We start from the raw sequence: 16586 nt of genomic DNA on the forward strand, positions 1-16586 counted from the left end.
GTCTGCCTATGACGGCCCGGCGCCGAGGCCGGGCCGTGGGACGGAGGGTCAGGCTTCGGCGGCCAATTCGTCGAAACGCTTCAGCGTGCCTTGCGTGTCGTACTTGCTTATTCCCGCATTGATCAACGCCTGCATCGCCGGACCATCCACCCCTGCGGGCTTGGCGACCCTTTCCTCCCAGCCGTTGGTCTGCGCCGGCTGCACGAGCGCCCGGGCCCGGTCCTTTTCCGATTGAGGCAGCGACGAGAACTTCGCGCCCTCGGCCTTGGCGGTCTTCACGTACTGGCGCGCGGCGGCATCATAGATCTGCGCATACTTGCCGCCATAGATCTCGCTGACGATTTCGTCGCTGACCTGCTTGACCGGATCGGGATAGTTATTCCAGGTGCGGGCATTCAGGATGGTCGCGGCCGGCCCGTGCGGGCCGTCGCCGATATCGGTGAAGTACGGGGCGATCTCGTGCAGCTTGTAAGCCACGGCGGTGATGAAGTCGAAGCCGTAGACGCCATCCAGCACCCCGCGCTCCAGCGCGGTGTAGACCTCGGGCGCGGCCATGGGAACGGCGGTGCCGCCCAAGCGTTCGATGACTTCGTTGGCAGCGCCATAACCACGGATGCGCTTGCCGCGCAGGTCTTCGATGGATCGGATGGGCTGACGGGTGACCAACGGTGCGTAGTACCAGTTGGTCCAATAGAGAACCTTGCTGTTGTAGCGGCGTTCCCATTCGTCGCGCAGTGGCTGGTATTCGGCATAGACGTCACGGCACAGCCATTGCAGCGCGTCCGAACGCTGCATGCGGTAGTACCATTCCAGCCCTCGGGTGACGGGCAGCTGCGACTGGTAGTAGCCCGGAGAGATGAGCGACATTTCCGACGTGCCGTCGCGCACGGCGGACAGGTGTTCGCCGACCTTGTTCAGCGATTGCGCCCAGTATCGGCGGACTTTGACGGCGCCGTTGGTCCGGGTCTCCAGTTGCTTGAGATACCAGTCATCCAGCCGGGACGGTCCCGCGGTCTCGCTGATGTAGCTGTCGAACTTGATCGTGATCGGCTTGGCGGCTGCCGCGGCCCGGCCCGTCCAGATGGCCGGCGCCGAAGCGCTGGCCAGAATGGCCGCCGTCTTGATGAAATCGCGTCTTCTCATGCTCTCCTCCTTGGGGGATTCCGGCGTGTGATTCCGCCGGTGAATGGGCCGGGCATCGAAGCGCCCTAGCCGGTGGATTCAGCGAGCCGCAGCGCTTCTCGCAATGCGGTCTTCAGAATCTTTCCGTAGCTGTTCTTGGGCAGCTCTTCGTGAAAGACGTAGCGTTTGGGCTTCTTGAACGAGGCGATTTCGCTGCGGCACCACGCATCGAGTTCTTCGGGCACAAGCGTCGCGCCAGGGCGGGACACCACGAACGCGACGACTTCTTCGCCCCATTGCGCGCTGGGTGCTCCCACTACCGCGACTTCGCGCACGCCGGGGTGGCGTGCCAGCGTTTCCTCGACTTCCCGGGGGTAGATGTTGGAGCCGCCGGAGATGATCACGTCTTTGCTGCGGTCAGTCAGCGTCAAGAAGCCCGCCTGGTCCAGCCGCCCGATATCGCCCGTGCGCAACCAGCCGTCCACCAGTGTTTCGGCAGTGGCGGGCGCGTTGCGCCAATACCCTTGCATGACGGCGTTGCCACGCACCAGCACCTCGCCTTCGGTACAGAAGGGCACGGATTGCAGAGCGGCGTCGACCACACGCAGTTCCATGCAGCTTTGGGCGGTGCCCACCGATGCCAGGCGTGCCGCGCGTTCAGGATGCGCGGCGTCGGCGATCACTTCGCGTGATAGCGCGGTGATGGTCATGGGGCTTTCGCCCTGGCCGTAGATCTGCACGAAGCGTTGTCCCAACACGGTCAGCGCTTCTTCCAGGTCGGCGAGATACATCGGGGCGCCGCCGTAGATGATGGTCTTGATGCCACGGCCGTCGCCGCCGCTGGCGCGCGCCTGTTCGACCAGGCGCTTGATCATGGTGGGCGCCGCGAACAGCGACAGGGGGCCGGTCTGCTCGGCCAGCGCCAGAATCTCGGCGGGCTCGAAACCGCGGGACTCGGGCACGATGTGCCGCGCCGCTTTGCGCACGTACAGCACGTGGTAGAGCCCCGCGCCGTGCGACATGGGGGCGGCATACAGCATGCCGTCTCCCGGCTCCACGGTTTCCACGTCCACCGAATAGCACAACCCCATGGCCACGAGGTTCCGGTGGCTGAGCATCACGCCCTTGGGCCGGCCCGTCGTGCCCGAGGTATAGAACAGCCAGGCCAGTGCGTCCGCGGCAAGCGGCGCGGGCGGCGCCCAGGGGCCGGGTGTCTGGCAGGCAGCCGCGTAGTCGGGGCCGTCGATTTCCAGGTGATGACAGCCGGCGGGCAGATATTCCGCCGGCAGGTCATGCAAGCGGTCGGTGAAGAGGACGCTGGCCCCGGCGTTCTCGGCGATCCAACCGACTTCCTTGGCGTGCAGCTTGGGATTGATGGGCACCACCACCGCGCCCAACCACCATGCCGCGTACAGTAATTCCAGATACTCGGCGCGGTTGCGGGCGAACAGGGCCACGCGGTCACCCGCCGCCACGCGGTGTTCGCGATGCAGCCAGTCAGCCAGCGCCGCGGCACGGCGGGCGAAGTCGCGGTAGCTCGCATGCAACCGCAGGCCCGTGAATAGGGCCGGCCGGGACCCGTGCTCCAGGGCGGCGGCCTGCAACCAGTTGGCGATATTCATCGCGCGCTATGCTCGTACGGCTTCAAGTACCGAGGCGTAGTTCGCCACGGCCATGCCACCCATGTTGAATACGAGTCCGAGTTCGGCGCCAGGGCATTGCATGTCGCCGGCTCGGCCCGTGAGCTGGCGGTAGGCCAGGGCATGCATGGATACGCCCGTTGCGCCCACGGGGTGCCCCTTGGCCTTGAGCCCGCCCGACAGATTGACGGGCAGGCCGCCACCGCGCTGCACCGTGCCTTCGTCCAGTACGCGATGACCCTGGCCGGCCGCGGCCAGTCCCATGGCTTCGTAGATCAGCAGTTCGGCGATGGTGAAGCAGTCGTGCACCTCGGCGAAATCCAGGTCTTGCACGGAGATGCCGGCGTCTGCATAGGCGCGCTGCATGGCGCGGTGCGGCCCTTCGAAGGCGAGCAGGTCGCGGCCGTCCAGCGGCAGTATGTCGCTGACGTGCGTGGCAGAGCGAACGCGGACCTGCCGCGCATACCGGGGGGCATGGTGCTCGGAGGTCATGATGACCGCGGCTGCGCCATCGCTGATCGGGGAACAGTCGGTCATGCGCAAGGGCGGCGCGATCATGGGGTTGCGCTCCGACACCGTGTTGCAGAACGCCGCATCCAATTCGCGCCGCAATTGCGCCAGCGGGTTGCGAAGGGCGTTGGCGTGATTTTTCGCGGCGATGGTGGCCATGACGGGCAGGGGGTCGTGATAGCGCGCGGCGTATTCATCGGCCAGTCGGGCGAACTGCTGCGGAAAGCTCAATGCACTTTCAAGCGGATCGTTCTTGTACCCGGCGCAGGCCAGGGCCTCGGTGACTTCGGGCGTGGTGCGCGAGGTCATCTTCTCCACGCCGATCACCAGCACCGTGCGAGCGGCGCCGGACTGGATGGCGCGCAGCCCCGCATGGATGGCTGCGGAGCCGGAAGCACAGGCGTTCTCGCATCGGGTGGCGGGCTTGAAGCGCAAGGCGGGATGCGCCTGATGAACCAGGGATGAGGCGAAAGCGTCGGGCACCAGTCCCGCGTTGAAATGCCCCAGGTACACCGCGTCGATCTCGGCGGGATCGACCCCAGCGTCTTCGATCGCCTCTTTCGCGGCCATCACGATGAGCTGCTCAAGATTCAATGCATCCAACCGGCCAAACGGCGTATGGCCGCTGCCCACGATCGAAACGCCCGTGTCATCGAACATGTGTCTCTCCCCTTGCGCTGCGGTGTGCTTATGCGAACTAAGTGTAGGGCGTTGCAAGTACGTATCTCTATACGTGCATCCACGTATGCGAATACGTAGTTCGGTGCCGTCAGCCTGTCCACGTACGTACTGATTTCAAGGTGGAAATAAGCCAAAAAAATAGATCGAAATTTGGCAGTTTTCTGTCGGGAAAATAACGTGAAGAAGCCCGTATTCAGGGGCTTTCAGAGAAAATGATCAGCATCATTTTTGGGCTGGATTCGCCATCATGAACAACGTATGAATAAGCGAATTTTTGAATCGAATATTGGCCGTGAACGTACGTGTTCGGCGCCGTGAGGTATCTGGAAATTTGGAATCATCTGTATAAGAATTCGTCGACGCGAGCACGCTGGCGGCAAGCAATGGATTAGAAGAAATAAGTGCTGCCGCCAAGGTCAGAGTAGTCCTTCAAAGGAAGATAAGATCATGACGAGTTTCGTATCGCTTTTGGTTGGAGACGGGAGTGTTCTGGTTCGTTGCGGCGAAGTGCTGATGGCGAAGGGGCACCGCATACAGGCAGTGATTTCATCGGACTTGATAGTGCGTTCATGGGCTGCCAAGGCAGGCATTCAGCAGTACAGCCTGAGCGATGCGGTCAAGCTTGAGTCCCAGTTCTCGGCCGACATCCTCTTTAGCATCGGGAATTACTCGGTGATCCCCGATTCCCTGCTCAAACGCGCCCGGCGCATGAGCATCAACTATCACTATGGTCCGCTGCCGGAATACTCGGGCCTGCATGTGCCGGCGTGGGCGGTACATGACCGCGCCACTGACTACGCCATTACCTGGCATCGTATTGGCGAGATCATTGACGGCGGCAGCATCTTGAAGCGCATGCCGGTGCCGATCGAATCGACGGATACGGCATTGTCGCTGGGCTTGAAATGCGACGAGACCGCCATTCAGAGTTTTGGCACGCTGGTTGATGACCTGGCTGCCGGTCGTGAACAGGAAACCCCGCAGGACTTGTCCCGCCGCCGCTACTTTTCCCGGCACTCGCAGATTTCGGCCGAAGGCCTGATTGACTGGAACCAGGACGCGGAACAGATTGCCGCGCTGGTACGCGCCACAGACAACGGCCCCTTCAGCAGCCCGTTGGTCTGGCCCAAGGTGCTGATCGACGACCGTATCCTGGCGGTGCGCAAGGCCAGTATTGGCGCCCGTGCCGCCGGCGCCACGCCGGGCGACGTGCTTGCTGTCGACGCCAATGGCGCAAGCATTGCCACCGGCAACCGGGCAATCCGCCTGGAATCCCTATGCACGCTGGAAGGTGCGGATGTTTCGTTGGCCGACCTGGTGAACGCCGGCAGCTTGCAAGCGGGCGCGAGCCTGGCGTCGGCCGATGAGCCGGCACGCGCGCAAGTCACGGTGGCGGGATCGGCCGCGTCCGAAGCGACGGCATTCTGGCGCGGACAACTGGCTGCCTATCAGCCATATCGCCTGCCGTATTCGCGGCCGGCATCGCCCGAAATCAATACGGCGCCCATTGTGGGCAAGCTGCCCGCCGCGCCCAAGGGACGCGACCAGGAGCAGGCGTTCGTCGAGCAGGCCGTAGGCGGCTTGTGCACATTTCTGGCCCGCGCGTCGGGCGTGACCGACGTACATGTGGCGATCGCGGCAGCGTGCGCGGACGTGGCGCCGGAATACCGCGATGTGTTCTGCGCCTGGACGCCCCTGTTGGTGCAGGTGGACCCGGCTGCGTCCGTGTCCCGGAACCTGGAGATCATCGCCAAGACCCTGCGCGACTCGTGCGCCCACGGTCTGATCCGCCGCGACTTGATCGGCCGCGATGCCGGGCTGGCAGGGCGCTTCCAGCGGGGCGAACTGACGCCGGACGTGCTGGTGTCGAGCAAGGTGCCCGCAAGCTACGCCTCGGACGAAGCGCGCCCCGCGCTGGAGTTCGTCGTATTGCCGGGCAGTGATGCGTTTGAACTGCATTTCAATCCCAGGAAAATCACCCGCCGGACGGCGGCGCAATTGGCCGCGCAATGGGCGGATTGGTGCCGTCGCCTGCCCGATGCCGCCAGTCTGACGCCGGGAGAGCTGGATGCGCTGCCCGCAAGCGAGAAGCAGGCACTGCTGGAGACCTTTAACAACACGGGCAACGAAGCCGCGTTGGGCGCCGTGGTTCATCAACTGTTTGAACAGGCCGCCGCGCAGCATGAGAGCCGGGTGGCATTGCGATGCGCTGACCAGGAAATGTCCTATGGTGAGCTGAACGCCGCCGCCAATCGGCTGGCCAGCGCATTGCGCCAGAAAGGCGTGAAGCGTGGCCAACTGGTGGGCGTTTGCCTGGATCGGTCCATCGATATGGTGGTGGCGCTGCTTGCGGTGCTGAAGTCCGGCGCCGCCTATGTGCCGGTCGACATGGATTTTCCGGCCGAACGGATCCGGCAGATGCTGGAGGCCGCCCAGCCCGCGTTGCTGATCGCACCGCCGGCCGCGCGGACGTCGGGCCTGCGTGCCTGGGCTGACCGCTGTCTGGATATCGACGCGGCGCTGGCGGACGCGGAGGCCGATTCGGCCAATCCGCCGAGTTCGGCTCAGGCCGAAGACTTGGCTTATGTCATCTTCACCTCCGGCTCAACGGGCAAACCCAAAGGCGTGGAAGTCACGCACGGCGCGCTGGGCAATTTCCTCTTGTCCATGCGCACGGAGCCGGGTTGCGATGCCGCGGACAGCCTGTTGGCCGTGACGACCATTTCGTTCGACATTGCCGCGCTGGAGCTGTTCCTGCCGTTGATCAGCGGCGCCAGCGTGGTCATCGCGCGCCAGCAGGAGAGCATGGACGGACAGACGCTGCTGGCGCTGATGCAGCGTCACGCCGTGACGATGATGCAGGCCACGCCCACCACCTGGCAGCTATTGCTGCAATCGGGATGGCAGCAGGGCGCCTCATCGCTCAAGCGCATCCTATGTGGCGGCGAAGCCTTGCCGCGCCAGCTGGCGGACGAGCTGCTGGCCCGGGCCGAGTCGGTTTGGAACATGTACGGTCCAACGGAAACCACCGTGTGGTCCAGCGTGTGGCAGGTGCGTCCGGGCGAAGACATCGTCATCGGCAAACCCATCGCCAACACGCAGTTGTATGTGCTGGACGCGAATCTCTCGTTGGTGCCTGCGGGCTTTCCCGGTGAATTGTGCATCGGCGGCGCGGGCGTGGCGCGCGGCTACCACAAGGACGCGGCGCAGACCCGCGCGCAGTTCGGTCCCAATCCGTTTGCGCCGGGGTCGCTGTACCGCACGGGCGACCTGGCCTGCTTCAAAGAGCCCGGAAAGCTGGTGGTGCTAGGCCGCAACGACGGCCAGATCAAGCTGCGGGGCTTCCGCATTGAACTGGGCGAAGTCGAGGACACGGTGGCCAGCCACGAGGACATCAGCCGCGCCGTGGTGGTGGGCCGCAACGATCAATTGGTTGCCTATTGCCTGCGCAATTCCGCGCCCTCTGGCGCCGTGCAGGACCGCCGCGCTGAAAATACCGCCGTGACCGAGTGGCGCGACGTCTGGGACCGCGCCTACGAACCGGGCGCTGCCGACCCCAGTTTCAACACCGCCGGCTGGTACAACAGCTATGACGGCTTGCCGTTTTCGGCGGACGAGATGCGGGATTGGCAGAAGAGCACCGTGGACCGCATTTTGTCGAACGCGCCCGAGCGTGTTTTCGAGATCGGGTCCGGCACGGGCCTGGTGTTGTTCGGGGTGGCGCCCAAGGTGAGTCAATATCGGGCCATCGACGCCTCCAGCCAAGCGGTGGAAAAAACGAACCGCCATCTTTCGGGCTTGCCGCAGGCCTCTTGCGAACATCGTCTGGCCAGTGATCTGCCCGATGTGGAGCCGGGCAGCTTCGACACCGTGGTCATCAATTCCGTGGCGCAGTATTTCCCCAATGCCGGGTATCTGCTGTCGGTGCTGGACTGGGCGACGAAGGCCGTGACCCAGGGCCGAATCTTCATTGGCGACGTGCGGGATCTGTCGTTGCTGGAGGCCTTCCATGCCGATGTCGCCAACTTCCAAGGTTTGTGCAGCCTGTCTGCCGACGAATTGAACCGTCGTGTTCAGCGTGCGCTGCGGTCTGAGCGCGAGCTGGTGCTGTCGCCCGAGTTTTTCGCCAATCTGCCCACGGCATACCCGCAAATCACCCGGGTTGAAGTGGCGTTGCGCGATGGCGGCTACGTCAATGAAATGACGCGCTTCCGTTATGACGTGACACTGCACATCGGCGTGTCCGTGCCTGCCTCTGCGCGCGGCAAGCCGCAGGCCATGGCGGCGCAGGATTGGAAGAAGGACCGGCTTGACCTGCCGGCGCTGGCCAAGCGCTTGGCCAAGGGAGACAAGCAGCTGACCGTTGCCAATATTCCCAACGGCCGGTTGGCGGATGTGCAGCAGCGGGTGGGGCATGTGCTGAGCGTCAAGCCAGCGGCGGGCCCTGGTCAGTGGGTGGACCCGCGCGACCTGAAGCAAGCGGCCGAGGCGGCGGGCTACCAGATGCGGATGCTGCCCAGCCGCGAACGCGATATCTGGGCGTTCGACGCGGTGTTCTGGAAGCCGGGCGCGCAGCCAGATTTCACCTGGCAGGCCGCAAGGCCCATGGACCGCGACGCGCTGTCGCAGTTCGCCAACCAGCCCACCGCCGGGGCGCCGCCGCGGCCGGTCTTGCAACGAGTGCTGCGGCCATGGCTGGAAACGCGCTTGCCCGGATACATGATCCCGGACTTCTTCGTGGAACTTGACGAGTTTCCGCTGACGCCCAACGGCAAGATAGACCGCAAGGCCTTGCCGGAACCGACCGAGGTGATGCTGGAGCCGGCGGTGCAACCCACCAACGAACTGGAGCAGCAGCTTCAGGCGGTGTGGGCCGACGTGCTGGGGCACGACCGCATCGGCATCAACGACAGTTTCTTCAAGATTGGCGGAAATTCCCTGCGTGTGGTGCGGGTGCAGGCCGAGCTGCAAAAGCTGCTGGGCCGCAATGTGTCGACGTCGACCCTGTACGAGCACTTCACCATCAAGGACCTGGCGGCCTATCTGGCGGGTAACAAGAAGGTCGCGGCGCTTAATACGCCCAAGCGCCGCAATGCGCTGGCCGACGAACCCATTGCCATCGTGTCGATGGCGTGCCGCTTGCCGGGCAACGTGAACAGCGCCGAAGACCTGTGGACCTTGCTGGAGCGGGGCGGCGACGGCATTGTCGAGGTGCCCAAGGAACGCTGGGATGCCGCGGCCATCTATGACGCGGACCCCGACGCGCGCGGCAAGTCCTACTGCATGCGCGGAGGCTTCGTCACGCCGATCGACCTGTTCGACGCGCCGTTCTTCGGCATTTCTCCGCGCGAGGCCCGGGCGCTGGACCCGGCCCAACGCATGATGCTGGAAGTGACCTCAGAGGCGATCGAGCTGGCCGGCTATTCGATGGACCAGCTGCGCGGTAGCCAGACGGGCGTCTTCATCGGCATCGGCAAGGGCTATCACGAGTATGGCCTGGCGCTGGCGGGAGGCCTGGCCGACCTGGATGGCTACGTCGGCACGGGTTCGGCCGGCAGCACCATGTCTGGCCGGGTGTCGTATGTGTTGGGGCTTGAGGGGCCCAGCATGACGGTGGACACGGCGTGCTCGTCGTCGCTGGTCACGACCCACTTGGCGTGCAATGCCTTGCGCCAGGGGGAATGCGACCTGGCGGTGGCGGCTGGCGTGACGCTGATGCTGTCGCCCGACCTGCACGTGGAATTCAGCCGGCTGCGAGGCATGTCGCCGGATGGTCGCTGCAAGTCGTTCTCGTCCAACACCGACGGTACCGGCTGGAGCGAGGGCGCGGCCGTGGTGGTGCTCAAGCGTTTGTCGGACGCGCAGCGAGACGGCGACCCGATCCTGGCCGTGCTGCGCGGCACCGCCGTGAACCATGCCGGCCATAGCGCCAGCCTGACCACGCCCAGCGGCCCCGCGCAACAGCGGGTGATCCGTCAGGCATTGTCCATGTCGGGGCTGAAGCCTGCGGACATCGATTATCTGGAAGCGCACGGCACGGGCACCAAGCTCGGCGACCCGATCGAGGCCAATGGGCTGGCCGACGTTTTCGGGGGCAGCCACACGACGGACAAGCCGCTGTGGGTGGGTTCCGTCAAGTCGAACCTGGGCCACACCCAGGCGGCGGCGGGGTTGGCCGGCGTCATGAAGGCCGTGCTGGCCATGCATCACGACAAGCTGCCCATCACGCTGCATGTGGTCGAACCCACGCCTGCCGTGGATTGGGCGGCAGCCCAGATGGCGCTGGTGCAGCAGGAGCAGCCGTGGCTGCCTGGCGAACGTCCGCGTCGGGCAGGCGTCAGTTCTTTCGGCATTGGCGGCACGAACGCGCACGTCATCGTGGAAGAGCCGCCCAAATCCACAGCAGCGGTCAAGACCTCCAAGTTGGTCGCGCCGCCCGAGACCCTGCCTTTCGTACTGTCGGGCTTCACCGTGCCTGCGTTGCGCGCACAGGCAGACAAGCTGCACCTGCACATGGGCATGAACATTCAGGACCGCTTCCTGGATGTGGCGTACTCGCTGGCGACCTCCCGCACGCATTTCCGCAAGCGGCTGGTGGTGTTCGCCAAGGGCAAGTCCGATCTTCTGGATTCGCTGGCCGCGTATGGCCGCACCGGTGAGTTGCCGGCGGGCGCCGTCAGCACGGCGGAAGACCGCGACAAGGAATGCCGCCTGGCGTTGCTGTTCACCGGCCAGGGCAGCCAACTGCCCGGCATGGGACATGGTCTGTATCAGTCGAATCCGGTGTTCAAGCAGGCGCTGGACGACATCGCACAGCGTTTCACCTCGTTGGAGAAGCCTTTGCTGGAGGTCATGTTCGCGCAAGCGGGCAGCGCCGACGCCGCATTGCTCAACCGCACCGACTTCACCCAGCCCGCGCTCTTTGCGCTGGAAGTGGCGTTGTGGCGCGTTTGGGAAAGCTGGGGCGTGCAGCCGGACCTGCTGCTGGGACACAGCATCGGCGAGATCGCCGCCGCGCACGTGGCGGGGGTATTCGACCTGGACGATGCTTGCCGGTTGGTCGCCGCACGGGGCCGTCTCATGCAGGCCCTGCCCGCGGGCGGTGGCATGGCCTCGCTTGAAGCCAGCGGCGCCGAAGCCGAGGCCGCGTTGGCGGCGCTGGACCTGGGCGCCAGGGTTTCCCTGGCAGGCCTGAATGCGCCGCAGCAGACGGTGGTGTCGGGCGATATCGAAAGCATCGAGCGTGTGGTGGCGCACTTCAAGACGCTGCAACGCAAGGCCAAGCGACTGGAAGTCTCGCATGCGTTCCACTCTCATCTGCTGGAACCCATGCTGGAGGAGTTCCGCCAGGTGGCCGAATCGCTGAGCTTCGTCGCGCCCAAGCTGATGCTGGTCAGCAGCCTGACCGGCGTGCTGGCCAAGAGCGGCGAGATGACGCAGCCGGAATATTGGGTGCAGCAGGCGCGTCAGGCCGTGCGCTTCAACGCCGGCATGCGCACCCTCTACGAACAGGGCGTCAACACCTTCCTGGAGCTGGGTCCGCAGCCGGTCCTGGCCGGCATGGGCGCGGCTTGCCTGGCTGACGATGGTCCCGTGGCTTGGGTGACGTCCATCAATCCGGCCAAGGATGAGGCCCTGACGATGCAGAAAGGCCTGGCCGAACTGCACGTGCTGGGTGCGCCGGTCAACTGGCGCGGCTTCTTCGCCCCATATGGCGGTGACCGCGTGAAGCTGCCTTGCTATGCGTTCCAGCGTGAACGCTATTGGCTGGAACCCATGCCTACGCGCGCGGTTGGCGCGGGGCTGAATGACGCGGACCACCAATTGTTGGGCGGTGGCGTGCGGATCGCCGGCACCGACTTGACGATGTTCACGACGGTGGTGGCCGATGACGAACCGGCTTGGGTGCAGGAGCACCAAGTGATGGACGCCGTGCTGATGCCCGGCACGGCGTTCTTCGAAGCCATGCGCGCGGCGGGCAAGCACATCAAGGGCCAGTGGGACCTGGCCGACGTGATCATCCTGGCACCCATGGTGCTGACCCCAGGGGCGCCCCTGCGCATGCAGATCACGGTGGGCGCCGAGTCGGCCGGTGTGCGCACGGTGCATGTATACAGTTCGCCCGAATCCGACGAGGATGCGGATTGGCAGTTGCATGCGGAAGGCAAGCTGGTGCCTGCGCAGACCGAGCGCCGCGAGGCGGCGCAACTGCCGCCGCCGGATGGCGACCCCATCGATGTGACCGCGCTTTATCAAGACCTGCACGAGCTGGGCTACGGCTACGGCCCGACCTTCCAGGGCATCACCGCGGCCTGGCATGTGGATGGTGACGTATGGGCGCGTGTGGCGCTGCCGGAGGCTGCCGCCCCGTCGGCTATCCGCTACGGCCTGCATCCCGCGCTGTTGGATTCGTCCATGCATTCGCTGCTGCTGACGCAGCGCTTGAAGGATCAGGTGGGCGACGATGTATTCGTGCCGTTCGAGGCCGAACGCCTGTCGGTCTGGAAGGACGGCTTGGCTGAATTGTGGGTGCGTGTGGCGGAATTTGAGATGGGCGAGGGCGAGTTCTGGGCGTCGCTGGATCTGTATGACGCCACGGGCGAACACGTGGGCCGGCTGCACCGTCTGCATGCCCGCCGAATCGACCGCGCGGCGTTGCGCCGCCTGGCATCCGCCGGGGTGGACCGCTATCTCTTCAGGATGGAGTGGCAGCCGGTTGAGGCGCCCGAGGCCGTGTTCGGCGGTACGTGGGGGCTGATGGGCGGCGCCGACACCGCTTGGGCGGACGAGGTCCGCACGCGCTTGGCACAGGCCGGGGCGCAGATCATCGACATCTCTCAGCTGAACGAGGCGGAAGCCTGCGATGGGGTGATCCAGCTGTGGGGCGCGGACAAGCAAGTGGTGGACCAATCCCACCGCTATGCCTCCGTCGCGTTGCTGCAAGTGCAGGAACTGGCGCTGGCCGGATTCGCCAAACCCATGATCTGGGTGACGCGCGGCGCCGTGGGCACCAGCAGCGATGACCCGGTGGCCGATCTGGGCATCAGTCCCTTGTGGGGGTTGCTGCGCACCGCGCGCAACGAACACCCCGAGCTGAACCTGCGCATCATCGACTTGGGTGAGCACGCGGCGGGGATGGATCCGCTGGCGGCCGCCTTGGCGCTGGAAGGTGAGCCGGAGTGCGCGGTGCGCGGCGGCAAGATCCTGGCGGCGCGGCTGAAGAAGGCGCCGTCGACCGCCGGGCTGGCCTTGCCGGCCGACGGTAATTGGCGCCTGGAAATCGCCACCAAGGGCCGTTTGGACCAGCCCTTGTCGGTGAAGACGGTGGTGGACGAACCGCTGGCTGCGGGCGAGATCCGAGCGGCGGTGAAAGCCACCGGCGTGAATTTCCTGGATGTGCTGAACGCGCTGGGGATGGTGGAGATTCCTGCGCTGGGCCTGGAATTCGCCGGTGTCGTGACCGAAGTGGGCAGCGCCGTGAAGCACCTGAAACCCGGGGATCCGGTGCTGGGCTTGGCGCGCGGTGCGTTCGGCTCGTCCATCGTGGTGGATGCGCGGCAGGTCGTCGCCAAGCCTGAGAACCTGAGTTTCGAGGAAGCCGCCACGATACCCATGACCTTCCTGACGGCGTGGTACGGCCTGCACATACTGGGCAATATGCAGCCCGGTGAGCGCGTGCTGGTGCATGCGGCGGCGGGCGGGGTGGGCATGGCGGCAGTGCAGTTGGCCTTGCTGCACGGTGCGGAGGTCTACGGCACCGCCAGCGAGCCCAAGTGGCCGGCGTTGCGCAAGCTGGGACTGGAGGACAGCCATATCGGTTCTTCGCGCAGCTTGGACTTCGCGCAGGAATTCGCCCAGACAGCACCTGGCCGCAGCTTCGATATCGTGCTCAATTCGCTGGCGCGCGAGTTCATCGATGCAAGCTTCGCCATGCTCAAGCCGGGCGGCCGCTTCCTGGAAATGGGCAAGATCGACCTGCGCGACCAGACCTGGGTCGAGGCCAACCACCCCGGCGTGACCTACCGGGTCTACAACCTGCCGGAAGCGGGCGTCGAAACCATCCAGCAGATGCTGACATCGATTGCCACGCTGTTCGCAGAAGGCAAACTCAAGCCCTTGCCGCTGCGCACATTCCCGCTGGATTGTGCGTCCGACGCCTTGCGGTTCATTGCGCAAGCCCGCCACGTGGGCAAGGTCGTGCTGGTGCCGATGAAGCGCCGCAGCATGGTCGAACCCGATGGCGCGGTGCTGGTCACCGGGGGCTTGGGTGGCTTGGGCCGCTATGTGTCGAAGTGGCTGGTTCAGAACCACCACGTGCGGGATCTTGTGCTGACCTCGCGCAGCGGCATGACGTCGCCCGATGCGGAAAGCTTCGTGGCGGAACTGGCCGAGCTCGGGGCGCGGGCGACGGTGGTGGCGTGCGACGCGGCCGACTATCAAGGCTTGGAATCGGTGGTCGGCGAGTTCAGCGAAGCGCGGCCGCTGCGGGGCGTCGTGCACGCGGCAGGCATTCTGGACGACGGCATGTTGTCGGGCCAGACGCCGGAGCGCTTCGACACGGTCTTCGCACCCAAGGTGGACGGCGCCTGGCACCTGCATCAGCTGACGCAGGACCTGCCGCTGGACTTCTTCGTTCTGTTCTCGTCGATATCGGGCGTGACCGGAGCGCCGGGCCAGGGCAACTATGCCGCCGCCAACACCTTCCTGGACGCATTGGCGCACCATCGCCGGGCCAAGGGCCTGGCGGCGACCTCGGTCGCATGGGGCGCCTGGGACGGGCAGGGCATGGCCTCGCGCCTGAGCGACGCCGACAAGACGCGCTTTAGCCGTCAAGGCATGGAGGCGCTGGGTCCGACCGAGGCGCTGGACCTGTTCGAGTCCGCCGTGATGAGCGACGCCCCGGCAGCCGTGGCGGCAGCGCTGGACCTGGGCCGCCTGCAACGCACGCTGGAGGACAACAACGGCGGCGCGGCGCCGGCCTTGTACCGCGATCTGTTCAGCCGCTCGGCCCGTGCCCGCGGGCAGGGGGCGGGAGGCGGCGGTAGCGGCCTGCGCAAGCTGCTGGTGGAAACCGCGGTGGAACAGCGCGAAGCCGTGGTACTGGAAGCGGTGCGCGCCGAAGTCGCCAAGGCGCTGGAATTCGCGTCGGCGGAAGACGTGGACGTCAGCTTGCCGCTACAGGACATCGGCATCGATTCGCTGACGGCCGTGTTGCTGCGTAACCAGCTTTCAGACATGACGGGCCTGGCCTTGCCCGCCAAGATCGCCTTTGACCATCCCAACCTGCGTGCGCTGAGCCAGTTCCTGCTGGAAAAGCTGACGGAGGCGGGTCTGGAAAGCCAAGAGGCGGCGCCGGTGGAGGGGGCGGCGCCCAAGGATGCGGCAGGCGCCAAGCGCATGGACGACCGGGTGGCCCGACGCGGCTTCCTGGAACCCGACTTGCAGTTCGACAACGTTGCGGCCATGGAAACGGACCCGGAAGCGGTCTTCGTGACCGGGGCCACCGGCTTTGTCGGCGCCTTCCTGCTGCACGAGCTGCTCAGCGCCAATGTCATCGCGTACTGCCTGGTGCGCGCGGACGATGCGGAAAAGGCGATGGCGCGGCAAGTGGAGATCTTGCAGAAGTACGACCTCTGGAAACCCGAATACGCGGCCTTGCTGAACCCGGTCGTCGGCGACCTGACCCAACCCTTGTTCGGCCTGTCTGAACACGAGTTCGACCAGTTGGCCAACCAGGTGGACGCGATCTGCCATTCGGGCGCGCTGGTCGACTGGATGCTGCCGCTGGACAACTACCTGGCGCCCAACGTGGTCGGTACGCACGAGGTGCTGCGGCTAGCTTCGCGTGGGTGCGGCAAGGCGGTGCATTTCGTGTCCACTGCCGCCACGCTGCCCCGTTACCTGGGCTACGAGGTATCCAAGGAAGAGCGTGAGTTCGGCTACCTCAGTTCCAAGTACATGGCCGAGCAGATGGTGGCTGCCGCGCGCAGACGTGGGGCGCGGGCCTCGATCTACCGCTTGCCGTTCGTGGGCGCCAGTTCGGCCAGCGGCCACTTCCGGCTGGACAAGGGCGACTTCCTGCACAACCTGATCTCAGGCTGCATTGCGATGGGGAACTTCCCCTTGCTGGGCTCGGACATCGGCGGCGTGCTGCCGGTGGACTACCTGGCGCGGGTGATCGCCCAGGTGATGACCCGCGATCAGGAGCGGATCGGCAAGGACTACGACTTTGCCAATCCCAATGCGCCAGGGTTCAACAGCTTGGTCCAGCATATCCGCGGCGCGGGCGTGCAGGTCGGCAGCGTGCCTTTCGACCAGTGGAAGGAAGAGGCGCTGGCTTACGCGCAGGCCCATCCCAAGAGTTCGATCGCCCGGATCGCAGCCGTGCTGGATGGCTTGGGCGTGCAGAGCGACCTGGAGCAGATGTTTGATTGCTTCCCCGTGGGCGACGACGTGTTCGGTGGCGCGGTCTACGCCTGCCCGCCGGTGGATGGCAAGCACGTCCAGCCCTACGTGGAAAGAATCGTGGCCGCTTTGCCGGCCAGGCAGCAAGCGCAGGAGATGTCCCCGGTGTCGCAACCGGCTTGAGCGAGTTAGACATGCCGCCTGGCCAGCGCCGTGCAGGCGCTGCCC

General features: G+C 65.4%; 4 protein-coding genes. 1 reads left to right on the forward strand and 3 read right to left on the reverse strand.

From position 1 onward, the window contains the following. Positions 1-48: 48 nt before the first annotated feature. The 3 genes from HV753_RS09345 to HV753_RS09355 form a co-directional block, all read right to left on the reverse strand. Positions 49-1143, reverse strand: a complete 1095-nt coding sequence (locus tag HV753_RS09345) for a TRAP transporter substrate-binding protein (protein ID WP_175174173.1) — start codon at positions 1141-1143, stop codon at positions 49-51. Between the two features lie 65 nt (positions 1144-1208). After that, the gene (locus HV753_RS09350) at positions 1209-2744 is read right to left on the reverse strand and encodes a class I adenylate-forming enzyme family protein (protein WP_175174174.1); all 1536 of its coding nucleotides are present in this window, start codon (positions 2742-2744) and stop codon (positions 1209-1211) included. A 6-nt stretch (positions 2745-2750) separates the two neighbouring features. Continuing rightward, a complete protein-coding gene (locus HV753_RS09355; protein WP_175174175.1) occupies positions 2751-3932 on the reverse strand; it encodes an acetyl-CoA acetyltransferase in 1182 nt (393 codons plus the stop codon). Between the two features lie 582 nt (positions 3933-4514). On the opposite strand from HV753_RS09355, the gene HV753_RS09360 reads away from it, so the two are divergent. Next, complete coding sequence (locus tag HV753_RS09360) at positions 4515-16541, forward strand: polyketide synthase (RefSeq protein WP_175174176.1); 12027 nt, start codon at positions 4515-4517, stop codon at positions 16539-16541. The last annotated feature ends 45 nt before the right edge of the window (positions 16542-16586 follow it).

The sequence above is a fragment of the Achromobacter pestifer genome (genome assembly GCF_902859625.1).
Taxonomy (GTDB): domain Bacteria; phylum Pseudomonadota; class Gammaproteobacteria; order Burkholderiales; family Burkholderiaceae_B; genus Achromobacter; species Achromobacter pestifer.